The sequence below is a fragment of the Kutzneria sp. NPDC052558 genome, from assembly GCF_044547355.1.
GTDB lineage: Bacteria > Actinomycetota > Actinomycetes > Mycobacteriales > Pseudonocardiaceae > Kutzneria.
The window spans coordinates 237,375-261,646 of record NZ_JBIUAG010000013.1; the positions used below are offsets into that span (position 1 = coordinate 237,375).

The window sequence follows — 24,272 nt, forward strand, 5'->3', positions numbered from 1 at the left end:
GTTAGAGATGCCCAAAGCGAAGTGAGAGCAGGAACGACATGGCGGAGCTGACGATCTCGTCGGACGAGATCCGCAGTGCGATCGAGAACTACGTCTCCAGCTACTCCCCGGACGTCAACCGGGAAGAGGTCGGCACCGTCACCGCGACGGGTGATGGCATCGCCTTTGTCGAGGGCCTGCCTTCCGCTGTGACCAACGAGCTGCTGGAGTTCCCCGGCGGCATCCTCGGTGTCGCGCTGAACCTGGACGTGCGGGAGATCGGCGCGGTCATCCTCGGCGGCTACGAGTCGATCGAGGAGGGTCAGGAGGTCAAGCGGACCGGCAAGGTGCTGTCGGTGCCGGTCGGCGACGGCTTCCTCGGCCGCGTGGTCAACCCGCTCGGCCAGCCGATCGACGGCCTCGGCGACATCGTCGCCGACGACGAGCGCGTCCTCGAGCTGCAGGCCGCGACCGTGATGGAGCGCCAGCCGGTCAAGGAGCCGCTGCAGACCGGCATCAAGGCGATCGACTCGCAGACGCCGATCGGCCGGGGCCAGCGGCAGCTGATCATCGGCGACCGCAAGACCGGCAAGACCACGGTCTGCGTCGACACGATCATCAACCAGAAGCAGGCCTGGGCCACCGGCGACCCCAAGCAGCAGGTGCGCTGCGTGTACGTCGCCATCGGCCAGAAGGGCTCCACCATCGCCGCCGTGAAGACGGCGCTGGAGGACGCGGGCGCGCTGGAGTACACCACCATCGTCGCCGCCCCGGCGTCCGACCCGGCCGGCTTCAAGTGGCTGGCCCCGTACACCGGCTCGGCCATCGGCCAGCACTGGATGTACCAGGGCAAGCACGTCCTGATCGTGTTCGACGACCTGACCAAGCAGGCCGAGGCCTACCGGGCCATCTCCCTGCTGCTGCGCCGTCCGCCGGGCCGCGAGGCCTACCCGGGCGACGTCTTCTACTTGCACTCCCGCCTGCTGGAGCGCTGCGCGAAGCTGTCCGACGAGCTGGGCGCGGGCTCGATGACCGGTCTGCCGATCATCGAGACGAAGGCCAACGACATCTCGGCCTACATCCCGACCAACGTCATCTCGATCACCGACGGCCAGTGCTTCCTGGAGTCCGACCTGTTCAACCAGGGCCAGCGCCCGGCGGTCAACGTCGGTGTGTCGGTGTCCCGGGTCGGCGGCTCGGCCCAGATCAAGGCCATGCGCAAGGTCGCCGGCTCGCTGCGGCTGGACCTGTCCCAGTACCGCGAGCTGGAGGCGTTCGCCGCCTTCGCCTCCGACCTGGACGACGTGTCCAAGGCCCAGCTGGCCCGCGGCGCCCGGCTGCAGGAGCTGCTCAAGCAGCCCGCCTACAGCCCGTTCCCGGTCGAGGAGCAGGTCGCGTCCATCTTCCTGGGCACCCGTGGCCACCTGGACTCGGTGCCGGTGGAGGACGTCCGCCGCTTCGAGACCGACTTCCTCGAGCACCTGCGCCACAACGAGGCCGGCATCCTCGCCGAGCTCCGCGACAGCCGGGACCTCTCCGAGGAGAACGAGGAGCGCCTGGTCGCCGCGATCGCGAACTTCAAGAAGGGCTTCACCGCCTCCGACGGCTCCTCGGTCGTCGAGCACCCGGCGGACGCCCTGGACGAGGACGAGGTCGGCCACGAGTCCGTGACCGTCAACCGGCCCAAGCCGAAGGCGTGACGTGACCCATGGCAGCTGAGCTTCGAGTTCTCCGGCAGAAGATCAGGGCGGTCAAGTCCACCCAGAAGATCACCCGTGCCTACGAGCTGATCGCCACCTCGCGCCTGCCCAAGGCGCAGCAGCGGATGGCCGCGTCCCGGCCGTACGCCGAGGAGATCACCCGTGCGCTGACCGAGCTCGCCACCGTCTCCACCCTGGACCACCCGCTGCTGGTGGCCCGGCCGGAGCCGAAGCGGGCCGCGGTGCTCGTCGTGACCAGTGACAAGGGCATGTGCGGCGCCTACAACTCCTCGGTGCTCAAGCGGGCCGAGGAACTGCAGTCGCTGCTGCGCGAGCAGGGCAAGACCCCGGTGCTGTACGTCATCGGCCGCAAGGGCCTGACGTACTACAGCTTCCGCAACCGGGAGCTGGCCGGCTCCTGGTACGGCACGTCCGACCAGCCGAACTACGCCACCGCGGCGGAGGCCGGCAAGGCCGTGGTCGAGTCGTTCATGTCCGAGGAGGGCGTGGACGAGGTGCACGTGGTGTACACCGAGTTCCGGTCCATGCTGACGCAGAGCCCGGTGGCCAAGCAGGTCGCGCCGCTGGAGGTCGAGTACACCGAGGAGCCGACCACGTCGCGCACCTCGTACGAGTTCGAGCCGGAGGCCGAGCAGCTGCTCGGCGCGCTGCTGCCCAAGTACATCAACACGCGCCTGTTCTCGGCGCTGTTGGAGGCGGCGGCCTCCGAGCTGGCTTCGCGCCAGCGCGCCATGAAGGCGGCCACGGACAACGCGAACGACCTGCTCCGCGACTACAGCCGCCAGGCCAACGCGGCCCGCCAGGCCCAGATCACCCAGGAGATCAGCGAGATCGTCGGTGGCGCCAACGCCCTCGCAGCCGCAGGAAGTGATGAGTGAGATGACTACCGCAACCGCCAGCTCCACCGGCCGCATCGCTCGCGTCCTCGGCGCCGTCGTCGACGTCGAGTTCCCGCGTGGCGCGGTGCCCGAGCTGTTCAACGCCCTCAACGTCCAGGTCGACACCGCCGGCATCAACCGGCTGCTGACCCTGGAGGTCGCCCAGCACCTCGGCGACAACCTGGTCCGCACGATCTCGATGCAGCCCACCGACGGTCTGGTCCGCGGCCACGCCGTGACCGACACCGGCAAGCCGATCTCGGTTCCGGTCGGCGACATCGTCAAGGGGCACGTGTTCAACGCCCTGGGCGAGTGCCTGGACGAGCCCGGCTACGCCAAGGACGCCGAGCACTGGGGCATCCACCGCAACGCTCCCGCGTTCGACGCCCTCGAGGGTCGGACCGAGATGCTGGAGACCGGCCTCAAGGTCATCGACCTGCTCACCCCGTACGTGCAGGGTGGCAAGATCGGCCTGTTCGGCGGCGCCGGCGTGGGCAAGACGGTGCTCATCAAGGAGATGATCATCCGTGTCGCCCGGAACTTCGGTGGCACCTCGGTGTTCGCCGGTGTCGGCGAGCGCACCCGTGAGGGCAACGACCTCATCCTGGAGATGACCGAGGACGGCGTCATCAACGACACCGCCCTGGTCTTCGGCCAGATGGACGAGCCGCCGGGCACGCGTCTGCGCGTCGCCCTGTCCGCGCTGACCATGGCGGAGTACTTCCGCGATGTGCAGAACCAGGACGTGCTGCTGTTCATCGACAACATCTTCCGGTTCACCCAGGCCGGCTCCGAGGTGTCCACGCTGCTGGGCCGCATGCCCTCCGCCGTGGGGTACCAGCCGACCCTGGCCGACGAGATGGGTCTGCTCCAGGAGCGGATCACCTCGACCCGGGGCCGGTCGATCACCTCGATGCAGGCCATCTACGTGCCCGCCGACGACTACACCGACCCGGCGCCGGCCACCACCTTCGCCCACCTGGACGCCACCACCGAGCTCTCCCGTGTGGTGTTCTCCAAGGGCATCTTCCCCGCCGTGGACCCGCTGGTGTCCACCTCGACGATCCTCAACCCGCAGATCGTCGGCGAGGAGCACTACCGGGTGGCCCGCGAGGTCGTCCGGATCCTCCAGAAGTACAAGGACCTGCAGGACATCATCGCCATCCTCGGCATCGACGAGCTGTCGGAAGAGGACAAGGTGACGGTGCAGCGGGCGCGTCGCATCGAGCGCTTCCTGTCGCAGAACATGTACTCCGCCGAGCAGTTCACCGGTCAGCCCGGCTCGACCGTGCCGCTCAAGGAGAGCATCGAGGCGTTCGACAAGATCGCCAAGGGCGAGTTCGACCACTACCCCGAGCAGGCGTTCTTCATGTGCGGCGGCCTCGAGGACCTGGAGAAGAAGTACAAGGAGCTCACCGGCAAGTGAGTTCCGGCGCGGCGGGGGTGCTGGTTCCGGCCGGCACCCCCGCCGCGCTCCTGGCGCGGCTGCGCCGAAGGCGTGGCCCGTACGCATTCCGTAACCGTTAGAATCGGTCCTCGAGGTCGACGAAGGAGATGAACGTGGCCGAGATGTCCGTCGAGTTGGTCGCCGTCGAGCGTCGTCTGTGGTCGGGCCAGGCCACGATGGTGCTGGCGCGGACGATCGAGGGCGAGATCGGCATCCTGCCTCGCCACATCCCGCTGCTCGGCCAGCTGGTCGACGGCCACGCCGTGGAGATCCGCACCACCGGCGGCGAGGTAGTGCGAGCCGCCGTGCACGGCGGCTTCCTGTCCATCAGCGACCGCGGCGTGAGCATTCTCGCCGAGTCCGCGGAGCTCGCCGACGAGATCGACGTCGCGGCGGCCCGCGCGGGCCTGGACAGCGAGGACGAGGCGGAGCGGACCCGAGCAGCCGGCCAGCTGCGCGCTGCGGGCCAGACGGTCTGAGCCGGGCTGACGGGCGAGGCCGTGGAGATGACTTGGATCGTGGCAGTGGTCCTGGTCGTCACGGCCGGGGGTCTGGGCCTGCTGGCCTGGCGCCGGCTTCGGCTGTTGCGCGCCGGTGGCGTGCACGTGGCCGTGCGGGGACGCAAGGACGACAGCGGCCGGGGCTGGCAGTTGGGCGTCGGCCGCTACCGCGGTGACGAGTTCGTCTGGTACCGGGTGCTGTCCGTGCGATCGGGCCCGGACAAGGTGATCCGCCGCGAGGGCCTGGAGATCGACGCCCGCCGCGAGCCCACCGGCGCGGAGACCTATTCGATGCCCCTGGGGGCCATGGTGATCAGCTGCCACGGCCCCGACGGCACCGTCGAGATCGCCATGGGCGTGGACGCCATGACCGGCTTCCTCTCCTGGCTCGAATCCAGCCCCCCAGGCAGCATCATCCCCTGGGCCAGCTGACCCCGTTTTTTGTGCTTGGAAGGGGGCTTTCCTTCACTCGGAGTGGAGGAAAGCCCCCTTCCAAGCGTTTCAGGCGTTGCCGCCGGGTTGCCAGAGGACGTCGCCGTCGGGGTTGGCCACGCGGGCCAGGATGAACAGCAGGTCGGACAGGCGGTTGAGGTACTTGGCCGTGAGGACGTTGGTCTGCTCGGCCTCCGCCTCGATCAGGGCCCAGGTGGACCGCTCGGCCCGCCGGGTGACGGTGCGGGCCTGGTGCAGCAGCGCCGCCCCGGGCGTGCCGCCGTTGAGGATGAACGACTTCAGCGCCGGCAGGTCGGCGTTGTGCTGGTCGCACCAGCCTTCCAGCCGGTCGACGTAGGACTGGGTGACCCGCAGCGGCGGGTACTTCGGATCGGGCACGATGGGGGAGCAGAGGTCGGCTCCGACGTCGAAGAGGTCGTTCTGGATCTTGCGAAGCAACCCGGAGAGCTCCTCGGGCAACTGACCGAGTGCGATGGCCACCCCGATGGCCGCGTTGGTCTCGTCGACGTCGGCGTAGGCGGCCAGCCGCGGGGAGGTCTTGGGCACCCGGGAGAAGTCGCCGAGGGCGGTCGTGCCGTCGTCGCCGACGCGGGTGTAGATGCGGGTCAGGTGCACGGACATACCCGGACCATAGAGCCTTTCCCGTTTCCGTACGATGGTCGACGGCTCCGGCCGGGTCGAAGACGCTAGGAGATACAGGTTGAGCGAGCACTTCAGGGTCGAGGGCGGGGCACGGCTGGTCGGCACGGTGGACGTGGTCGGCGCCAAGAACAGCGTGCTGAAGCTGATGGCCGCGGCCCTGCTGGCCGAGGGCACGACCACGCTCACCAACTGCCCGGAGATCCTCGACGTGCCGCTGATGGCGGACGTGCTGCGGGACCTGGGCTGCGACGTCGTGGTGGACGGGGCGACCGTCACCATCACCACCCCGGCCGAGCTCAACCACGAGGCGACCTCGTCCTCGGTGGGCAAGCTGCGGGCCTCGGTCTGCGTGCTGGGCCCGCTGATGGGCCGCTGCAAGCGCGCGGTGGTGGCGCTGCCCGGCGGCGACGCGATCGGCCAGCGCCCGCTGGACATGCACCAGAGCGGCCTGCGCCAGCTCGGCGCGACCAGCACGATCGAGCACGGCTGCGTGGTGGCCGAGGCCGAGGACCTGCGCGGCGCGCAGATCTGGCTGGATTTCCCGAGCGTGGGGGCAACCGAGAACATCCTGATGGCCGCGGTGCTGGCCAACGGCACGACGGTGATCGACAACGCCGCCCGTGAGCCGGAGATGAGCGACCTGTGCACGATGCTGGTGCAGATGGGCGCGAAGATCGAGGGCGCCGGCACCTCGACGCTGACCGTGCACGGCGTGGACAAGCTGGAGCCGACCGAGCACCGGGTCATCGGTGACCGGATCGTCGGCGCCACCTGGGGTTTCGCCGCCGCCGTCACCCGCGGCGACATCACCGTCCGCGGCGTCGACCCGCACCACCTGGACCTGGTGCTGGAGAAGCTGCGCATGGCCGGCGCCGACGTGTCGCTGGTCGAGGACGGCTTCCGCGTGGTGATGAACGACCGGCCCAAGGCCGTCGACTTCGTCACCCTGCCCTACCCGGGGTTCGCCACCGACCTCCAGCCGTTCGCCATCGCCATGGCGGCGGTGGCCGACGGCACCTCGATGATCACCGAGAACCTGTTCGAGTCCCGGTTCCGGTTCATCGAGGAGATGGTGCGCATGGGGGCCGACGCCCGCACCGACGGCCACCACGCCGTCGTGCGCGGCCTGGAGCGGCTGTCCGCGGCCCCGGTGTGGGCCTCCGACATCCGGGCCGGGGTCGGGCTGGTGCTGGGCGGCCTGTGCGCCGAGGGCGTCACCGACGTCTGGGACGTCTTCCACATCGATCGCGGCTATCCGCAGTTCGTGGAGAACATGCAGCGCCTCGGGGCCACCATCCAGCGGGTGGCTGAGCAGGCGTAACGGCCATCTAAACCGATCGTGTGAGCAAATCCACCAGGTAGATCAAGGTTACTGACCAGTAAGCTGGCCGGAACACGATGCCGTGCTCCGGAGGTGGGCCGTGCCTTACCCGACCGACCGCGACCGTGATCGCCCGTGGGTGATGCGCACCTACGCGGGCCATTCGTCGGCGGCCGCGTCCAACGCCCTGTACCGGCGCAACCTGGCCAAGGGGCAGACCGGCCTGTCGGTGGCCTTCGACCTGCCGACCCAGACCGGCTACGACTCCGACCACGAGCTGGCCCGGGGCGAGGTCGGCAAGGTCGGCGTGCCGGTCGCGCACATCGGCGACATGCGTCAGCTGTTCGACCAGATCCCGATGGCCGACGCCAACACGTCGATGACCATCAACGCCACCGCGATGTGGCTGCTGGCCCTGTACGTCAGCGTGGCCCGCGAGGACGGCGCCGACATCGCCAAGCTGGCCGGCACCACCCAGAACGACATCATCAAGGAGTACCTGTCGCGGGGCACCTACGTGTTCCCGCCCGGGCCGAGCCTGCGGCTGATCACCGACATGGTCGCCTGGACCGTGGCCAACGTGCCGAAGTGGAACCCGATCAACGTCTGCTCGTACCACCTCCAGGAGGCCGGGGCCACGCCGGTGCAGGAGATCGCGTACGCGATGAGCACGGCCATCGCCGTGCTGGACGCGGTCCGCGACTCCGGGCAGGTGCCGCCCGAGCGCATGGGCGACGTGGTCGCCCGCATCTCCTTCTTCGTCAACGCCGGCGTGCGGTTCGTCGAGGAGATGTGCAAGATGCGGGCCTTCGCCGTGCTGTGGGACGAGGTGACCCGCGACCGCTACGGCATCGCCGACCCGAAGCAGCGCCGGTTCCGCTACGGCGTTCAGGTCAACTCGCTGGGCCTGACCGAGGCGCAGCCGGAGAACAACGTGCAGCGCATCGTGCTGGAGATGCTGGCGGTGTCGCTGTCGCGCAACGCGCGGGCCCGCGCGATCCAGCTGCCGGCGTGGAACGAGGCGCTGGGCCTGCCCCGGCCGTGGGACCAGCAGTGGGCGCTGCGCATGCAGCAGGTGCTGGCCTACGAGACGGATCTGTTGGAGTACGAGGACATCTTCGACGGCTCGCACGTGGTGCAGGCCAAGGTCGACGAGCTGCTGGCCGGGGCCCGCGAGGAGATCGACCGCGTGCAGGCCATGGGCGGCGCGGTGGCCGCGGTGGAGACCGGCTACATGAAGTCCTCGCTGGTGAGCTCGCTGGCCGAGCGCCGGCGGCGGCTGGAGGCCGGCGAGGACGTGATCGTCGGCGTGAACAAGTTCGACACCAGCGAGCCCTCGCCGTTGCAGGCCGAGGGGGCCAAGGCCATCGAGACCATCGACCCGATGGTGGAGAAGCAGGCCATCGAGGCCCTGGAGCGCTGGCGGGAGACGCGGGACAACGCCGCCGTCGAGGCGTCGCTGACCGCCCTGCGGGACGCCGCCAAGACCGACGAGAACCTGATGGAAGCCAGCCTGGCCTGCGCTCGGGCCGGTGTGACGACCGGCGAGTGGGCGGCCGCGCTGCGCGAGGCGTTCGGCGAATACCGGGCCCCCACCGGGGTTTCCGCCGCCGCCACCGTCGGCGAGGCCGGCTCGGCCATCGCCGCCGTGCGGGAACGCGTGCAGGAGACCGGCCGTCAGATCGGCGAGCGGCTGCGGATCCTGGTCGGCAAGCCCGGCCTGGACGGCCACTCCAACGGCGCCGAGCAGATCGCCGTGCGGGCCCGGGACGTCGGCTTCGAGGTGGTGTACCAAGGGATCCGGCTCACCCCGGCGCAGATCGTGGCCGCCGCGGTGCAGGAGGACGTGCACATCGTCGGCCTGTCCGTGCTCTCCGGCTCGCACCTGGAGGTCGTGCCGGCGGTGGTCAACGGCCTGCGGGCGGCCGGGGCCGGCGACGTGCCGGTGATCGTCGGCGGCATCATCCCGCCCGAGGACGCCGCCGCCCTGGCCGACCGCGGCGTGGCCCGCGTCTTCACTCCCAAGGACTACGAGCTCACCCAGATCATGGACGAGATCGTCACCGTCATCCGCGAAGCCCACCACCTCTGATCCCAGCTCCACCTTCGCGCTTGGAAGGGGGCTTTCCTCCACTCGGAGTGGAGGAAAGCCCCCTTCCAAGCCTCAATGTGTCGACGGTCACTCCAGCACGGCGGCGACGAACTGCTCGGGATCGCCGTCCATGCAGAGGTGCCCCTGACCGAGCAGCGGCCGGAGTCGGCCGTGTGGCAGGCGATCCAGGACGGCGTGGGTGGCGGCCTTGATGTACTCGGCGCTCTCGGCGCCCAGCAGCATCCGCACCGGCACGGTGATCTGGGCCAGCGCGTCGTCGATCTCGAAGCCGGCCACGAACACCAGCTCGCGGGCGATGGTCGGCGCGGCGGCCAGCCGGCCGGTCCAGGCCGGGCTGCGGCGCAGCATCGCGATGTCCTCGTCGGTCTGAAGGGCCACGTGCCGCAGGAAGATCTCCAGCATCGCCTCCCGGTCGCCGGCCTCGACCGCGGCGCGCAGCTGGGCCAGCACGGGCGGATCCACGATGTGGTGGCCCGGCGTCGGGATCGGCGGCTCGTACAGCACGATCCGGCCGACCTGGTCGGTCAGCGCCGCCGCCCGCAGCACGCACAGCGCCCCGTAGGAGTGTCCGAGCAGGGTGACGTCGGGGCCGGCGGCCGCCACCACGGCGGCGACGTCCTCGGCCTCGCGGGCGATGTCGTAAGCGGGGTTCTCGGCCGTGCTCAGCCCCCGGCCGCGCCGGTCGACGGCGTCCACGGTGAAGTGCTCGGCCAGCGCCGGAAGCACCGGCTGCCAACGATTGTGGTCGGCCGACGCGCCGTGCACGAGGACCAGGCCCGGCCCCTGTCCGGTGCGCTCGTAGCCGACGACGGTGCCGTCCGGCGACACCACGGAGAGTTCAGCCATGCCGGACACTAACGCCGGCCGGCCCCGGACACAGGACAGCTGCCCGACCGCGCGCGATCGGGCAGCTGCCTGAAACCCGCATTCGGTATGTCGGAGAGCGGGACTCGCCGGGGTCAGTCGGCCGTGGCCGCGGCCTTGCCCGAGGCGGCGGGGACGTTCTCCGGGAAGTGGCAGGCCACCTGCTGGCCCGGGGCCAGCTCCACCAGCGGCGGCTCCACCGTCTTGCACTTGTCCTGGGCCTTCCAGCACCGGGTGTGGAACCGGCAGGCCGGCGGCGGGTTGATCGGGCTGGGCACGTCGCCGACCAGCCGGATCCGCTCCCGCTTGCCCTTGTTGTCGGGGTCGGGCACCGGCACCGCCGACAGCAGCGCCACCGTGTACGGGTGCATGGGCCGCTCGTACAGCGCGGTCCGGTCGGCGACCTCCATGATCTTGCCGAGGTACATCACCGCCACCCGGTCGGACACGTGCCGCACCACCGACAGGTCGTGCGCGATCATCACGTAGGTCAGGTCCAGCTCGCCCTGGAGGTCCTCGAGCAGGTTGATCACCTGAGCCTGGATGGACACGTCCAGCGCGGACACCGGCTCGTCGGCCACGATCAGCTTCGGCTTGAGGGCCAGCGTCCTGGCGATGCCGATGCGCTGGCGCTGGCCGCCGGAGAACTCGTGCGGGTAGCGGTTGTAGTGCTCGGGGTTGAGCCCGACCAGCTCCAGCAGCTCCTGCACGGCCTTCTTCACGCCCTGCGGCGTCGACACCTTCTGCAGCCGGAACGGGGCCCCGATGATGGTGCCCACGTTGTGCCGCGGATTGAGCGACGAGTACGGGTCCTGGAAGATCATCTGCACGTCGCGGCGCAGCGGCCGCATCGCCGAGTTGGACAGGTGCGTGATGTCCCGTCCCTCGAAGACGATCGTGCCCTCGGTCGGCTCGAGCAGCCGGGTCAGCAGCCGGCCGGTCGTGGTCTTGCCGCAGCCGGACTCGCCGACCAGGGACAGCGTCTCGCCGGACCGCACCGAGAAATCGAGCCCGTCGACGGCCTTGACCGCGCCGACCTGCCGGCGCAGCAGTCCCCGGCGGATCGGGAAGTGCTTGCGCAGCCCCGAAACCGTCAACAGACTGTCCACAGTGGTCTCCATCTTCCTAGAGTTTCGGCTGGATCTCGTTGGTCCAGATCCGCAGCCGCTGGTCGACGCTCATGTGGCAGGCCACGCGGTGGCCGTTGCCGATGTCCACCAGCTCGGGCACCTGCGACGTGGTGGCGTCGCCGGGCAGGTCCTTGTACGCGCACCGCGGGTGGAACGCGCACCCGCTGGGCACGTTGATCAGGCTGGGCGGGGTGCCCTTGATCGGCAGCAGCCGCTCCGAGCGGTCCCGGTCCAGCCGCGGCATCGAGGAGAGCAGGCCCCAGGTGTACGGGTGCTGCGGGGAGTGGAACACCTCGCGGGCGCTGCCCTGCTCCACCGACCGCCCCGCGTACATCACCATGATGTCGTCGGCCAGCTCGGCCACCACGCCCAGGTCGTGGGTGATGATGATGACCGCCGAGCCGAACTCCTGCTGGAGGTCCTTGATCAGGTCCAGGATCTGGGCCTGCACGGTGACGTCCAGCGCGGTGGTCGGCTCGTCGGCGATCAGCAGCTCCGGGTCGCAGCTCAGCGCCATCGCGATCATGGCCCGCTGCCGCATGCCGCCGGAGAACTGGTGCGGGTAGTCGTCCACCCGCGAGCTCGGCTGGGGGATGCCCACCCGGTCCAGCATCTCGATGGCGTGCTTGCGGGCCACCGCCTTGGTCACCTTGTGGTGGATCCGGTAGGCCTCGATGATCTGCGCGCCGACCGTGTAGAAGGGGTGCATGGCCGACAGCGGGTCCTGGAAGATCATCGCCATCTTCTTGCCCCGCAACGACCGCACGTGGTCGTCGTCGGCCGAGAGCAGCTCCTCACCGTCCAGCCAGATCTCGCCGGTCATCTTGGCCTTGGCGTAGCGCTGAAGCCCCATCAGGGCCATGCTGCTCACGCTCTTGCCGGAGCCGGACTCGCCGACGATGCCCAGCGTCTTGCCGCGCTCCAGCTTGAACGACAGCCCGTCCACCGACTTCACCACGCCGTCGTCGGTGTTGAAGTGCACCCGCAGGTCGTTGACCTCCAGGAAGCTGCGCTGCTGGGGCGGTTCCCACTGCTCGGTCATGATTCCGCCTCCGCGGAGAGAAGATCGGCGGCCACTAGATGCGCACCCGCGGGTCGATGACCACGTACAGCACGTCCACCACCAGGTTGGCGATGATGACGAAGGTCGCGGCCAGGATGGTCACGCCGAGCACCTTGGGCAGATCGTTCTGGGTGATCGCCTGCAACGCGTACTGGCCAAGACCGTTGAGCGAGTACGTCTTCTCGGTCAGGATCGAGCTGCCCAGCAGGATGCCGATGTCCAGGCCGAAGATCGTGGTGATCGGGGTCAGCGCGGCCCGCAGGCCGTGCTTGACCACCACGGTGCTCTCCGGCAGGCCCTTGGCCCGCGCGGTGCGGATGAAGTCCTCGCCCATCGTCTCCAGCATGCCGGCCCGGGTCAGCCGGGCGTACGCGGCGGCGTTGAGGAAGGCCAGCGTCAGCCAGGGCAGCACCAGGTCGTAGGCCCACTCCGCCGGGTTGTCGGTGAAGTTGGTGTAGCTGCCGCCCGGCGGGAACCAGTCCAGGGTGTAGCTGAAGATGTTCAGCGCCAGCAGACCGGTGAAGAAGATCGGCAGGGACACGCCGGCCAGCGCGATGCCCATCGCCGTCCGGTCGAAGACCGAACCCTTGCGCAGCGCGGAGATCACGCCGGCCGACACGCCGAAGGCCAGCCACACGATCGCGCCGCCCACGGCCAGCGACAGCGTCACCGGGAAGCGGTCCAGCAGGTCCGGCAGGACCGGTTGCTGCTGGAGGAACGAGTAGCCCAGGCATGGCGCCGGGCAGTGCACCGTGGTCGGGCCGGTGCTGTAGTCCGCGCCGACGAAGATGCCCGACACGAACCGGCCGTACTGCACGTAGAGCGGGTCGGTGAAGCCGAGCTTTTCCGCCATGAGGTGGATCTGCGCCGCGTCGGCGGTCTTGCCGACGTAGCGGGACGCGAGGTCGTCCGCGGTCGCGCCGCCGATGCGCGGCAGCAGGAAGAAGATCAGGAACACCGCGATGCTGACGATGAACAGCATCACGACCGCCCCGATCAGGCGACGAATCAGATATGCGAACACCGGTACGGCTGACGGCCGCCCGGCCGCCGTCTCGCGACGGCGGCCGGGCGCCCTACGCCTTCACCTACCTTCCGGCTACTTCTTCACGCCGAGCGCGAGGTAGTCGTACATGCCGTACGCGTCGTTGACGAACACGTTGGTCAGGTTGGTCGGACGGTACAGCAGCGCCTTGGCGAAGATGCCCGGCAGGATGTACGCGTCCGACATGACCTTCTTGTCCACGTCCACCCACGCCTTGTTGCGGGCGTCGTTGTCGGCGGTGTTGCTGGCCTTGTCGACCAGCGCGTCGACGGCCGGGTCCTTCACCGTCAGGTTGGAGTTGCCGCCGGAGTCGCGGATGGTGCGGCTGTCCACGATCTGCTTGAGGAAGCCGAAGCCGTCGGTCCAGTCACCCTGCCAGCCGGTGATCATCAGGCCCAGGCCGTTGTTCTTGGCGTAGTCCGGCTTGCCGGCGTACAGCTTGAAGTAGTCGCCCTGCGGGAAAGGCTTGATGGTCAGCTTGATGCCGACCTTGGACAGCGACTGCTGCAGCGCCTCGGCGGTGTTCTTCTCCTTGGGCCGCTCGGCCCGGTAGGAGATGCTGGTGCTGAAGCCGTTGGGCTGGCCGCAGGCCGCGAGCTCCTGCTTGGCCTTGGTGTCGTCACCGGCGTTGTTGGGGGTCGGGAACTGGTCGAAGCTCTCCGAGCCCTGGGTGACCGGGGGCAGCAGGTGGGTCGCGATGTCGCCGCCGGTCGGGCCGCCGTACGCGGCCTGGTAGGAGGTCTTGTCCGCGGCGTACTCGATGGCGTTGCGGCAGTGGATGTTGTCCAGCGGGGCGACGTCGCCGTTGATCGCGGTGTACCAGAGCCGGTCGCCGACCGGGTTGTCCGCGTTGGCCTTCTGCTGCGGGTTGGCCAGGATCTTGCCCTGGGCCGCCGCCTGCACGCCGGTGCCGGCGATGTCCACGTCGAGGTCGCCGGCCAACAGCCGGGAGTCGATGTCATCGGCGTTGACGTTGAGCTGCACGGTGATCTGGTCCGGCAGCGCCTTGCGGTTCGGGTCGGTCTTCGGGTCCCACTGGTCGTTGCGGACCAGCGTGAAGTTCTTGCTGAGGTTGTTCTCGGAGAACTTGTACGGACCGGTGGAGACCACGTGCTTCTTGTAGTCGGCGCCGGTGTCCTTGGCCTGCTGGACCGGCATGGTCGAGGGCAGCGCCGCGAAGTAGTCGAAGCCGGAGTACGCGGTGTTCAGGTGGAAGACGATCGTCGAGTCGTCCGGCGTCTCGATGGCCTTGAGGCCCAGCTTGTCCGGCGTCGGGTCGCTGTAGGGCGTGGTGTAGCCCTGCAGGTCCAGGAAGTCGTTGAAGTACGTGGGGCCGTCGGGGAAGACCGTCTTGTCCAGCGAGCGCTCGACCGCGTACTTGACGTCCTTGGAGGTGACCGTGCTGCCGTCCTCGAACTTCACGCCCGTGCGCAGCTTGTAGGTCCAGGTCTTGCCGCCGTCGCTGGACTGGCCCAGCGAGGTCGCCAGGTCCGGCACCAGCTTGGTGCCCTCCTGGCCGGGGGCGGAGGCGAACATGAGCAGGCCTCGACCGGTCAACCGGGCGAAGTTCCACTCGTATCCGTAGTACATGTCGGCCGGGTCCAGCGAGTCCCAGTCGCCGGCGTTGGCCATCCGCAGGGTGCCGCCCTTGGTGTCCGAGGCGTTGACCACCTTGCCGCCGGAGGCGGCGTTGTACGTCGCGGCGCCGCTGGTGCTCGACGAACCGGAGCCGCCGCCGCAGGCGGTCAGGCCCACCGCGAGTGCGGAGGCGACGGCGACCGCCGCCATGATCCGCGTTCTTCTCATGATCTGGTCAACCCCTCATCTTCTCGAACTGCTTTTCCTCGGGCGGGTGGGACAGCCGTCCCGTCATCGAGCACGTGGGTCGAGCGCGTCGCGCAGACCGTCACCGAACAGGTTGAACGCCAACACGGTGATGAAGATGGCCAGACCGGGCACGAGCATGAACTCGGGGTCGATCTGGTAGTACTGCGTGGCGTCGGAGAGCATGCCGCCCCAGGTCGGGGTGGGCGGCCGGACGCCGACGCCCAGGAACGACAGCGCCGACTCGAACAGCACGTTGGTCGGGATCAGCAGCGTGGAGTACACCAGGATCGGCGCGGCCAGGTTGGGCAGCAGCTCCCGGAACAGGATGTGCGGGGCGCGGGCGCCCAGGCTGCGGGCGGCGTCGACGAACTCGCGCTCGCGCAGCGACAGCGTCTGGCCGCGGATGATCCGGCCGATGTACGACCAGTTGAAGAAGCCGATGATGAAGATCAGCAGGGCGATGCGCAGCGCGTCGCCGGACAGGCCGAAGGCGTTGTCCGGGACCACGCCGGCCAGCGCCAGCGAGAACAGCAGCAGCGGGAAGGCCAGGAACACGTCCATCAGCCGGCTGATCAGCGTGTCCACCCAGCCGCCGAAGAAGCCGGCGATCACGCCCATCACCGTGCCGATGACCACCGAGACCACCGTGGACAGGAACGCGATCAGCAGCGACACCCAGGAGCCGGCGAAGATGCGGGCCAGCAGGTCGCGGCCGTTGACCGGCTCCACGCCCAGCGGGTGTTCGGCGCTCAGGCCGCCGAACACGCCCTTCGGGATCTGCAGCTCGGGGTCGATCAGCGACTGGTTGAACGTGGTGGTGGGGATGATGCCGAACACCCGGTCCAGCACGAAGGCCACCGCGGCCGCGACGACCAGGATCGCCACCACGACGCCGCCGGCCATCGCGACCTTGTCCCGCCGCAGCCGCATCCAGGCGATCTGCCGCAGCGAGCGGCCCTCGATCGCCTTGCCCATCCCGGCCAGCACGGCCTCAGGCTCCGCCTGGACCGCGTCGCCCGGAACATCCATGGGCGCCGTCATCGTCTCACCCCTGCCTTCGGCGGCCGCACATCAATTGCTCCCGTTGGGAACTCACCAGTTCCCCCGAGTTCAGCAGACTCTCTTACCAATGGCTCAGTAACACCAGATTTCGCACGCGTCCGTGGCGCGATTGTGATTGAAATGGCGGACAGGTGGCCGCCGAGGTAGCCTGTCTGGCCTAAGCGAGCCTAACCCTTTTGGGTGAACCAGCTTTGGTGCTCGGTCCAACTTGTCGACGGAGGGTGACGACCGTCGCGGTCGCGCCCCGTGTGGCCGGTATCGCCCGATCGCACTTCTGGAATTGCCGCCCAATGGCGCTAGAACGATTTTGCCGGAATGCGCTGCGCATGCGCCGGGTGACTCGCTGTGAATGCCGGTTCGGATGTGGCAGCGTGAGGACATGGCCTCCTACCAGCACATCCTGCTCGATCGGGCCGGGCCGACGGCACGGATCACCATGAACCGCCCATCCCGGCGCAATTCGCTGTCCGCCGAGCATCTGGGCGAGCTGCTGGACGCCGTCCGCTCGGTGGCCGCCTCCGACGCCTCCGGCCTCGTGCTCGCCGCCGCCGGTCCCGTCTTCTCCGCCGGCCACGACTTCGCCGACGTCGCCGCTCGTGACCTGCTCGGCGTCCGGGAGCTCCTGACCTTGTCCACCGAGCTCATGCGCGCCCTCCAGTCCGCGCCCCAGGTCGTCGTCGCTCGCGTCCACGGCCTCGCCACCGCCGCCGGCTGCCAGCTCGTCGCCTCCTGCGACCTGGCCGTCGCCGCCGCCTCCGCCGGCTTCGCCCTCCCCGGCGGCAACGGCGGCTGGTTCTGCCACACCCCCGCCGTGCCCGTCGCCCGCTCCGTCGGCCGCAAGCGCCTGATGGAGCTCGCCCTCACCGGCGACCCCATCGACGCCCCCACCGCCCTGGCCTGGGGTCTCGTCAACCGAGTCGTCCCCGACTCCGACCTGGACGCCGCCGTCTCCGACCTGCTCGCCCGCGCCACCCGCGGCAGCCGCGCCTCCAAGGCCCTGGGCAAACGCACCCTCTACGCCCAGCTCGACCGCCCCGAGTCCGACGCCTACGCCCTCGCCCTGGAGGTCATGGCGGCAGCCTCCCAACTCCCCGACGCCCGCGAAGGCATGGCCGCGTTTCTGGAGAAGCGCCGCCCGACCTGGACCGGCTGACCGGCCGGGCGATGCGAGTGTGCACGTGACTGGGCCGCCTGACTCACGCCCCATGTGGCCCTCTCGACCCCCGTGTCACGTGTAGGCACCCTCTTCCTCCTCCTCCCGACCCCATGCCACATGTGGACCACATGTGGCATGGGGAGCCGACTGTGGCGCACATGTGGCTTTTGACGGGGTTGGTGGTGCTGATGGGGCGGGTGGGGCTTGCTCGGCGCTCGTTGGCGTTGTTGCGGGGGTTGCGCGGGTTCTTGCCGGGGTAGACCGTGTTCCTAGGCGGCCGGACGGCCGCCCGATTTTGCGCGTTTGCACTACCGTCGCATGCTTGCGTCGATCAGTAGAAAGATTTCAACTTTCCGATACAGATCTTGCAGTACATCGTCCTGTCTTCTTAGGGTGGCCGTCACACCGGCATCCTGAGCCGAAGTGGAGACGACGATGTCTGCACGATCCCTGCGTCCCTTATCCCTGCGACTGGCGGCAGCCGGCCTCGGCGTCGCCACCCTGGTCGGACTGGCCCTCGCCGCCCCACACGCGGCGCCCTCCGCGGCCGCGGCCACCGGCGGCCGGGGCGCCACGGTCCCGTTCACCGAGTACGAGGCCGAGTCGGCCGCGACCAACGGCACGGTGATCGGCCCCTCCCGGACGGCCGGCACCCTCGCCAGTGAGGCTTCCGGGCGAAAGGCCGTCACCCTGTCGGGCAACGGCCGCTACGTCGAGTTCACCCTCACCGCCGCGGCCAACGCGGTGACCCTGCACTACTCCGTGCCCGACGCCGCCGGCGGCGCGGCGTACACCACACCGATCGCGGTCTACGTCAACGGCGCCAAGAGCCAGGACCTGACCCTGACCAACAAGTACAGCTGGTACTACGGCGGCTACCCGTTCACCAACGACCCGGGCGCCGGCAACCAGCACCACCTGTACGACGACGTGCGGACCATGTTCGGCAGCCCGCTGGCCGCCGGCGCCAAGGTCAAGTTCCAGCTCGACGCCGCCTCGGTGGCCGTCACCCTGGACACCGCCGACTTCGAGAACGTCGCCGCGCCGATCGGCCAGCCGGCCAACTCCCTGTCGGTCACCTCCTACGGCGCCGACCCGAGCGGGGCCGCCGACTCCGGCAGCGCCTTCGTCACGGCCATCGCCGCGGCGTCGTCGCAGGGCAAGGTGCTGTACGTGCCCCAGGGCGCCTACACCGTCAACCAGCACCTGACCGTCAACAACGTGACGATCCAGGGCGCCGGGCCCTGGTACAGCGTGCTGCACGGCAACCGGGTCGGCGTGTTCGGCCTCGGCGAGCCCAACAGTTGCGGCCAGGGCGGCAATTCCGGCGTCAGCAGCAACGTCAAGCTCTACGACTTCGCGATCATCGGCGAGGTCACCGAGCGCAACGACTGCGACCAGGTCAACGCCATCGGCGGCGCGCTGGGCGGCGGCTCGGTCGTCTCCGACATCTGGATGCAGCACGTCAAGGTCGGCCTGTGGCTGGACGGTCCGTTCGACGGGCTGACCGTGGCCAACAACCGGATCCTCGACACCACCGCCGACGGCCTCAACCTGCACGACGGCATCAGCCACGTCACCGTCACCAACAACTTCCTGCGCAACCTCGGCGACGACGGGCTGGCCATGTGGTCGGAGGTCAACGCCGACCACGACAACACGTTCTCCTTCAACACCGTCGAGTTACCCATACTGGCCAACAACATCGCCATCTACGGCGGGCACGACAACAGCGTCACCGACAACATCGTGACCGACACCCAGACCCAGGGCGGCGGCATCCACGTCGCCAACCGGTTCAACGCCGTCCAGGTGTCCGGCACGACCACCTTGGCCCGCAACACAACCCTGCGCGCCGGCGTGCTCGATCCCAACTGGCAGTTCGGCGTCGGGGCCATCTGGTTCGACGCCCAGCAGGGCGCGCTGAACGGCACCATCAACGTCACCGACTCCAACCTGCTCGACAGCTCGTACGAGGCGATCCAGACCGTCGAGGGCTCGACCGTCAGCAACGTGCACTTCAGCAACATCACCATCGACGGCACCGGCACCTTCGTGCTCCAGTTGCAGGCCGGCGGCTCCGCCAGCTTCAGCAAAGTCACCGCCGCCCACGTCGGCGCGCCCAACCCGATCTACAGCTGCCTGGGCACCGGGTTCACCATCTCCGACGGCGGCGGCAACTCCGGCTGGTACCCGTCGACCCCGTTCTGCGGCCCCTGGCCCGCGCCCGTCTACACCTATCCCGGCGGCGGCAACCCTCCGCCCACCACCACGACCACCACCACGACAACGACGACCACCACCACGCCGCCGAGCGGCAACCTGGCTCTGGGCAAGGCAATGACCGCCAGCAGCTACACCCAGGTGTACGGACCCGGCAACGCCAACGACAACAACTCCAGCAGCTACTGGGAAAGCGCCAACAACGCCTTCCCCCAGTGGCTCCAGGTCGACCTCGGCTCCGCCACCTCCGTGCGCCGCGTCGTGCTCACCCTGCCGCCCGCCACCGCGTGGAGCGCCCGCACGCAAACCTTGTCCCTCCAGGGTTCCACCGACGGCAGCTCGTTCAGCACCCTCGTCGCCTCCGCCGGCTACCGCTTCGACCCGGCCACCGGAAACACCGTGACGATCACGGTGCCCGCTACCAGCCAGCGCTACCTGCGGGTGAACATCACCGGCAACACCGGCTGGCCCGCCGGCCAGCTCTCGGAGTTCCAGGTGTACGCCTCCTGAGCAGGCCGGGCCGGATTCCTGGTGGCGGCCAGGGGTCCGGCCCGGTCGTCCAACGCGGGCGGGATCCCTCGTGGCGGCCAGGGATCCCGCCCGTGTCAGCCGTGGGATCGGCCGGCGGCCTTGAGGACGTCCCAGCCGACGAACGTGAACATGCTGGAGTCCTTGAGCGGCAACGGTTCTCCCCGGTAGCGGTGCGCGGCGACGCCGTAGTCGACGGCGGGGTCGGACACCCAGAGTCGTTCGAAATCCCTGTCCTCGAACCATGAACAGATCTGCGGCAGCAGGTCGGGTGCGGTGCGTCCTCGGGTCCAGATGACGGTGCCGTTGCGCGTGGTCAACGCCCGGCAGGTGTCGACGGTCCGTTCGATGTCGTCCTCGGTGATGTTGCCGAAGACGCCGCACATCAACACGAGGTCGGCGGGGGCGAAGCCGCGGTAGTTGGCGGTGAGGGAGGCGTCGCCGGTGACGATCTCGACATCGAGGCCGGCGGCCGCGGTCGAGGCGAAGGCGGTGTTGCGCGGGTCCAACTCCACGAGGCGAGCACGGACGTCGGCACCGTGGGGATGGTCGTGGAGCACCTCGATCAGGTCCCGGCCCTGCCCGGCGCACACGCTCAGCGCGGTGATCGGGCCGGCCGGGGCGCGGTCCAGCGCGGCGCGGATCTGCGTCTGAACGGCGCGAAGTCGTTGGGCCAGCGAGGAATCGGGCCGGTCGTAGTCGGTGTGCCAGTCGAGCCAGTCCATATCGGTCAGCCTAGAGACAGAGCTTCAAGCGCCGCAGCGATTATCGGCTGGCGTTCGGTGCCGGCCCGGACGACGACCTCGATCTTGCGGTGCAGGCCGTCGGTGGGCAGCAGGGCGACGCCGGGCGGGGCGTTGCGGGCGGCCATGGCCGGCATCATCGTCACGCCCATGCCGGCGGCGACCATGTCCAGCGCGACCGGGATGCTGGCGGTGACATGGGCCTGGTGCGGCGTGAAACCGGCGGTGCGAGCGGCGTGCACGTTGGCCTCCCGGCAGCTGCCGACCGGGAACGTCACCCACGGCTGCTCCCGCAGCGCGGCCAGGCCCTCGGCCTCGACGACGTCCCGCAGCTTCTCCGACACGCAGATCATGAACGGGTCGTCGCACACCGGCAGGCTGACCAGCCCGGGCTGGAGTTCGGTGCCCAGGTGCCGATACCGGTACGCGACCACGAGATCGAGCCGCCGCTGCCGCAGCAGCGGAATCGTCTCCTCCGGCTCGCCCTCCAGGAACCGGAACCGCAGCTGGGGATGCCGCGCCAGCATGGTCTCGGCCATCGGCATCGCCACCGCGGGAAAGCCGCTGGTGAAGCAGCCGACCGCCAGCTCGCCGTCGATCGTCCCGGCCAGCTCGTTGACCTCGGCCGAGGCCCGCTCCAGCGCCGCGAGCACGTCCTCGCACCGCCGGGCCAGCGCCCGCCCGGCCGAGGTCAGCCGCACGGTCCGGCCCTCCCGCAGCAGCAGCGGCTTGCCCACCTCGGCCTCCAGCGCCCGCAGCTGCTGCGACACCGCCGAGGCCGTCACATGGTGCACGTCGGCGACCGCCGTCACCGTCTGGTACTCGGCCAGGTCCCGGAGCAGCACCAGCCGTCGCACGTCCATCATGTAGTAGAGCTTAAAGCGAATCGCGAATTACGTAGCCGACCTCGCCTGACGGGCCTCGTGCAGGAGCAGCAGGGTGTACGCGGCGACCGACTGCGCGTCGGTGATCTCGCCGCGGGCGATCATGGCCTCGAACTCGGCGCGGGAGAACCAGGCCGTGCGCATGTCCTGCTCCTCGTGCTCCCGCTCGGCCCGGCCCTCGGTCAGGCCGGTGGCCAGGAACACGGTGCCGCGCTGGCTGGCCATGCCCGGCGCCACGTCGAGCACGCCCAGCTCCACCAGCTCGCTCGCGTGCAGGCCGGTCTCCTCGCGCAGCTCCCTTGCCGCCAGCGCGGTGGCCTCCATGTCGACCCGGTCCGGCGCGGTGCCCTGGCAGAACTCCCAGCGCCGCAGGCCGAGCGGGTAGCGGAACTGCTCGACCAGGTGCAGCCGGTCCCCGTCCAGCGGGATGACCAGGGCGTAGTCCGGCTTGTCGACCACGCCGTAGATGCCGGCCGAGCCGTCCGGGCGGCGGATGTCGTCCTCGCGGACGGTCATCCAGGCGTTGCTGTAGACCTCGCGTGAGCTGAGCGTTTCCACGGATTCGATCCTGTCAAACGTTGAGCGCGGAGCGGCGCCGGCCGTAGGCGAAGTAGACGGCCAGGCCGACGACCGTCCAGATCGCGAAGGCCAGCCAGGTCGTCGCGGCCAGGCCGGCGACCAGCAGCACGCACAGCGCCAGCCCGATCAGCGGCGTCGCCGGCACCAGCGGCGTGCGGAAGGTGCGGGGCAGCTCCGGCTCACGGCGGCGCAGCACCAGCACGCCCACGTTGACCAGCCCGAACGCCACCAGGGTGCCGATGCTGGTGGCCTCGGCCAGCTGGCCAAGCGGAACCAGCGCCGCCAGCACCGCGACCACCACGCCGACGATCAGCGTGTTGGCCGCCGGCACCTTGCGCCGCGGGCTGACCCGGGCGAACACCTTGGGCACCAAGCCATCGCGGGCCATCGCGACCAGGATCCTCGTCTGTCCGTACAGGACGGTCAGCACCACCGAGGCGATGGCCACGATCGCGCCGGCCGACAGCACGATGGACGGCCAGCCCGCGCCGGTGACGCGTTCCAGCACCGTGGCCAGCGACGCCTCCGAGCCGCTCAGCACGTCCACCCCGACCGCGGCGATCGCGGTCAGCGCCACCAGCACGTACGCCGCGGTGACCACGCCGAGCGAGATCATGATCGCCCGTGGCAGGTCGCGCTGCGGGTTGCGGGCCTCGTCGCCGGCCGTGGAGGCGGCGTCGAAGCCGACGAAGGAGAAGAACACCGAGGACGCCCCGGTCGCCACGCCGGCGATCCCCATCGGCGCGAACGGCGTCAAGTTCTTGCTGTTGAAGGCGAACACCGCCACCGCCACGAAAAAGACCAGCACCGCCACCTTGAGCAGCGTCGTGATCACCGTGACCGTCGCGCTCTCGCGGATGCCGCCCAGCAGCACCACCGTGGCCAGCAGCACCACCACCGCCGCCGGCACGTCGACCCCGCCGGTGTCCGGCAGCGTCACGCCGAACGTGGCCTTGAGGAAGGCGTTGAGGTACCCGCCCCAGCCCACCGCCACCGCCGCGATCGAGACGCCGTACTCCAGCAGCAGGCACCAGCCGCAGATCCAGGCCACCAGCTCGCCGAGCGTGGCGTACGCGTAGGAGTAGGCCGAGCCGGCCACCGGCACCGCGCCCGCCAGCTCCGCGTACGACAGCGCCGAGAACAGCGCCGCCAGTGCGGCCAGGGCGAACGACACGATCACCGCCGGGCCCGCCTTCGGCGCCGCCTCGCCCAGCACCACGAAGATGCCGGTGCCCAGGGTGGCCCCGATGGACAGCGTCACCAGCGGCAACAGGCCCATTTTCCGGCGCAGTCCGGAGTGCTCGGCGTCCGAGGTCAGCGCCGCGACCGGCTTGCGGCGCGTCAACGTTGTGGATACAGACACGACTGGCGACGCTACCCATGAGCCCAGCTCATGCCGCCTGTCGGGGGCCCGGCGGCGTCCGGAGCGCCCACGCCCAGTACCTTCGTCCGGGTGCGTCTTGTGATCGCGCGGTGCCAGGTCGACTACGTCGGCAGGCTGACCGCCCACCTGCCGATGGCCAACCGGCTGCTGCTCATCAAGGCCGACGGCTCGGTGTCGGTGCACTCCGACGACCGCGCCTACAAGCCGCTGAACTGGATGAGCCCGCCGTGCTGGCTGATCGAGGACCCGGGCGTGTGGACCGTGCAGAACAAGGCCGGGGAGAAGCTGGTGATCTCCATCGAGGAGATCATGCACGACTCCAAGCACGAGCTCGGCATCGAGCCCGGCCTGGTCAAGGACGGCGTCGAGGCCCACCTCCAGGTCCTGCTGGCCGAGCATGTGCACACCCTCGGCGACGGCTGGTCCCTAGTGCGCCGCGAGTACCCCACCGCCATCGGCCCCGTCGACCTCATGTGCCGTGACTCCGACGGCGTCTCCGTCGCGGTCGAGATCAAGCGCCGCGGCGAGATCGACGGCGTCGAGCAGCTCACCCGCTACCTCGAGCTGCTCAACCGCGACCCCCTGCTCGCCCCGGTCAAGGGCGTCTTCGCCGCCCAGCAGATCAAGCCCCAGGCCCGCACCCTCGCCGAGGACCGCGGCATCCGCTGCGTCACCCTCGACTACGAGGCCCTCAAGGGCACCGATTCCGACGAGTTCCGCCTCTTCTGAC

At 69.5% G+C, this 24,272-nt stretch carries 21 protein-coding genes; 10 read left to right on the forward strand and 11 right to left on the reverse strand.

Going from position 1 to position 24,272, the window contains the following annotated elements; all coding sequences use genetic code 11:
• Positions 1–38: 38 nt before the first annotated feature.
• The 5 genes from atpA (at position 39) to ACIG5F_RS24545 (ending at position 4,957) form a co-directional block, all read left to right on the forward strand.
• Entirely contained in the window at positions 39–1,679 is a 1,641-nt protein-coding gene (gene atpA, locus ACIG5F_RS24525; protein WP_396521110.1) for a F0F1 ATP synthase subunit alpha, read from the forward strand.
• Between the two features lie 8 nt (positions 1,680–1,687).
• A complete protein-coding gene (locus tag ACIG5F_RS24530; RefSeq protein WP_396521112.1) occupies positions 1,688–2,578 on the forward strand; it encodes a F0F1 ATP synthase subunit gamma in 891 nt (296 codons plus the stop codon).
• 1 nt (position 2,579) lies between these two features.
• A complete protein-coding gene (gene atpD, locus ACIG5F_RS24535; RefSeq protein WP_396521114.1) occupies positions 2,580–4,004 on the forward strand; it encodes a F0F1 ATP synthase subunit beta in 1,425 nt (474 codons plus the stop codon).
• Positions 4,005–4,147: 143 nt separating this feature from the next.
• On the forward strand, positions 4,148–4,504 hold the full coding sequence (locus ACIG5F_RS24540) for a F0F1 ATP synthase subunit epsilon (RefSeq protein WP_396521221.1): 357 nt from the start codon (positions 4,148–4,150) through the stop codon (positions 4,502–4,504).
• Positions 4,505–4,531: 27 nt separating this feature from the next.
• Positions 4,532–4,957 (forward strand): DUF2550 domain-containing protein, encoded by a 426-nt coding sequence (locus ACIG5F_RS24545; RefSeq protein WP_396521116.1) that lies wholly within the window; start codon positions 4,532–4,534, stop codon positions 4,955–4,957.
• A gap of 69 nt (positions 4,958–5,026) precedes the next feature.
• Here the strand turns inward: ACIG5F_RS24545 and ACIG5F_RS24550 are convergent, their stop codons facing one another.
• On the reverse strand, positions 5,027–5,599 hold the full coding sequence (locus ACIG5F_RS24550) for a cob(I)yrinic acid a,c-diamide adenosyltransferase (protein WP_396521118.1): 573 nt from the start codon (positions 5,597–5,599) through the stop codon (positions 5,027–5,029).
• A 79-nt stretch (positions 5,600–5,678) separates the two neighbouring features.
• Here ACIG5F_RS24550 and murA point away from each other — a divergent pair, with 79 nt between their 5' ends.
• A complete protein-coding gene (gene murA, locus ACIG5F_RS24555) occupies positions 5,679–6,941 on the forward strand; it encodes a UDP-N-acetylglucosamine 1-carboxyvinyltransferase (RefSeq protein WP_396521120.1) in 1,263 nt (420 codons plus the stop codon).
• A 100-nt stretch (positions 6,942–7,041) separates the two neighbouring features.
• Positions 7,042–9,033: a protein meaA gene (locus ACIG5F_RS24560; protein ID WP_396521122.1), complete on the forward strand. Its 1,992-nt coding sequence runs from the start codon at positions 7,042–7,044 to the stop codon at positions 9,031–9,033.
• An 87-nt stretch (positions 9,034–9,120) separates the two neighbouring features.
• Here ACIG5F_RS24560 and ACIG5F_RS24565 read toward each other — a convergent pair whose 3' ends face one another.
• The 6 genes from ACIG5F_RS24565 to ACIG5F_RS24590 form a co-directional block, all read right to left on the reverse strand.
• Entirely contained in the window at positions 9,121–9,900 is a 780-nt protein-coding gene (locus tag ACIG5F_RS24565) for an alpha/beta fold hydrolase (protein ID WP_396521124.1), read from the reverse strand.
• Positions 9,901–10,013: 113 nt separating this feature from the next.
• The gene (locus ACIG5F_RS24570) at positions 10,014–11,039 is read right to left on the reverse strand and encodes an ABC transporter ATP-binding protein (protein WP_396521126.1); all 1,026 of its coding nucleotides are present in this window, start codon (positions 11,037–11,039) and stop codon (positions 10,014–10,016) included.
• Positions 11,040–11,043: 4 nt separating this feature from the next.
• The gene (locus tag ACIG5F_RS24575; protein WP_396521128.1) at positions 11,044–12,090 is read right to left on the reverse strand and encodes an ABC transporter ATP-binding protein; all 1,047 of its coding nucleotides are present in this window, start codon (positions 12,088–12,090) and stop codon (positions 11,044–11,046) included.
• A gap of 34 nt (positions 12,091–12,124) precedes the next feature.
• The gene (locus ACIG5F_RS24580; protein WP_396521130.1) at positions 12,125–13,135 is read right to left on the reverse strand and encodes an ABC transporter permease; all 1,011 of its coding nucleotides are present in this window, start codon (positions 13,133–13,135) and stop codon (positions 12,125–12,127) included.
• 75 nt (positions 13,136–13,210) lie between these two features.
• The gene (locus tag ACIG5F_RS24585) at positions 13,211–14,962 is read right to left on the reverse strand and encodes an ABC transporter substrate-binding protein (protein ID WP_396521131.1); all 1,752 of its coding nucleotides are present in this window, start codon (positions 14,960–14,962) and stop codon (positions 13,211–13,213) included.
• 63 nt (positions 14,963–15,025) lie between these two features.
• Entirely contained in the window at positions 15,026–16,024 is a 999-nt protein-coding gene (locus tag ACIG5F_RS24590; protein ID WP_396521133.1) for an ABC transporter permease, read from the reverse strand.
• Positions 16,025–16,424: 400 nt separating this feature from the next.
• On the opposite strand from ACIG5F_RS24590, the gene ACIG5F_RS24595 reads away from it, so the two are divergent.
• Together ACIG5F_RS24595 and ACIG5F_RS24600 are read left to right on the forward strand one after the other, a co-directional pair.
• Positions 16,425–17,198: an enoyl-CoA hydratase-related protein gene (locus tag ACIG5F_RS24595; RefSeq protein ID WP_396521222.1), complete on the forward strand. Its 774-nt coding sequence runs from the start codon at positions 16,425–16,427 to the stop codon at positions 17,196–17,198.
• 438 nt (positions 17,199–17,636) lie between these two features.
• Positions 17,637–19,934, forward strand: coding sequence for a Bbp16 family capsid cement protein (locus ACIG5F_RS24600; protein ID WP_396521134.1), 2,298 nt, complete (start codon positions 17,637–17,639; stop codon positions 19,932–19,934).
• Positions 19,935–20,029: 95 nt separating this feature from the next.
• On the opposite strand, the gene ACIG5F_RS24605 is transcribed toward ACIG5F_RS24600, so the two are convergent.
• From ACIG5F_RS24605 to ACIG5F_RS24620, 4 genes are read right to left on the reverse strand one after another with little or no spacing between them, the layout of a single operon-like run.
• Entirely contained in the window at positions 20,030–20,677 is a 648-nt protein-coding gene (locus ACIG5F_RS24605) for a class I SAM-dependent methyltransferase (RefSeq protein ID WP_396521136.1), read from the reverse strand.
• Between the two features lie 5 nt (positions 20,678–20,682).
• Complete coding sequence (locus tag ACIG5F_RS24610; protein ID WP_396521138.1) at positions 20,683–21,561, reverse strand: LysR family transcriptional regulator; 879 nt, start codon at positions 21,559–21,561, stop codon at positions 20,683–20,685.
• 27 nt (positions 21,562–21,588) lie between these two features.
• The gene (locus ACIG5F_RS24615) at positions 21,589–22,137 is read right to left on the reverse strand and encodes an NUDIX domain-containing protein (protein WP_396521140.1); all 549 of its coding nucleotides are present in this window, start codon (positions 22,135–22,137) and stop codon (positions 21,589–21,591) included.
• Positions 22,138–22,150: 13 nt separating this feature from the next.
• Entirely contained in the window at positions 22,151–23,521 is a 1,371-nt protein-coding gene (locus ACIG5F_RS24620) for an amino acid permease (RefSeq protein ID WP_396521142.1), read from the reverse strand.
• 90 nt (positions 23,522–23,611) lie between these two features.
• Here ACIG5F_RS24620 and nucS point away from each other — a divergent pair, with 90 nt between their 5' ends.
• The gene (gene nucS / locus ACIG5F_RS24625) at positions 23,612–24,271 is read left to right on the forward strand and encodes an endonuclease NucS (RefSeq protein ID WP_396521144.1); all 660 of its coding nucleotides are present in this window, start codon (positions 23,612–23,614) and stop codon (positions 24,269–24,271) included.
• The last annotated feature ends 1 nt before the right edge of the window (position 24,272 follow it).

Coding starts and splice junctions, on each gene's coding strand:
- atpA (WP_396521110.1), top strand. CDS start 39: ATGGCGGAGCTGACGATCTCGTCGGACGAGATCCGCAGTGCGATCGAG.
- ACIG5F_RS24540 (WP_396521221.1), top strand. CDS start 4,148: ATGTCCGTCGAGTTGGTCGCCGTCGAGCGTCGTCTGTGGTCGGGCCAG.
- ACIG5F_RS24605 (WP_396521136.1), bottom strand. CDS start 20,677: ATGGACTGGCTCGACTGGCACACCGACTACGACCGGCCCGATTCCTCG.
- atpD (WP_396521114.1), top strand. CDS start 2,580: ATGACTACCGCAACCGCCAGCTCCACCGGCCGCATCGCTCGCGTCCTC.
- ACIG5F_RS24550 (WP_396521118.1), bottom strand. CDS start 5,599: ATGTCCGTGCACCTGACCCGCATCTACACCCGCGTCGGCGACGACGGC.
- ACIG5F_RS24595 (WP_396521222.1), top strand. CDS start 16,425: ATGGCCTCCTACCAGCACATCCTGCTCGATCGGGCCGGGCCGACGGCA.
- ACIG5F_RS24545 (WP_396521116.1), top strand. CDS start 4,532: ATGACTTGGATCGTGGCAGTGGTCCTGGTCGTCACGGCCGGGGGTCTG.
- ACIG5F_RS24575 (WP_396521128.1), bottom strand. CDS start 12,090: ATGACCGAGCAGTGGGAACCGCCCCAGCAGCGCAGCTTCCTGGAGGTC.
- ACIG5F_RS24585 (WP_396521131.1), bottom strand. CDS start 14,962: ATGAGAAGAACGCGGATCATGGCGGCGGTCGCCGTCGCCTCCGCACTC.
- ACIG5F_RS24565 (WP_396521124.1), bottom strand. CDS start 9,900: ATGGCTGAACTCTCCGTGGTGTCGCCGGACGGCACCGTCGTCGGCTAC.
- ACIG5F_RS24590 (WP_396521133.1), bottom strand. CDS start 16,024: ATGACGGCGCCCATGGATGTTCCGGGCGACGCGGTCCAGGCGGAGCCT.
- ACIG5F_RS24530 (WP_396521112.1), top strand. CDS start 1,688: ATGGCAGCTGAGCTTCGAGTTCTCCGGCAGAAGATCAGGGCGGTCAAG.
- ACIG5F_RS24570 (WP_396521126.1), bottom strand. CDS start 11,039: ATGGAGACCACTGTGGACAGTCTGTTGACGGTTTCGGGGCTGCGCAAG.
- ACIG5F_RS24600 (WP_396521134.1), top strand. CDS start 17,637: ATGTCTGCACGATCCCTGCGTCCCTTATCCCTGCGACTGGCGGCAGCC.
- ACIG5F_RS24610 (WP_396521138.1), bottom strand. CDS start 21,561: ATGATGGACGTGCGACGGCTGGTGCTGCTCCGGGACCTGGCCGAGTAC.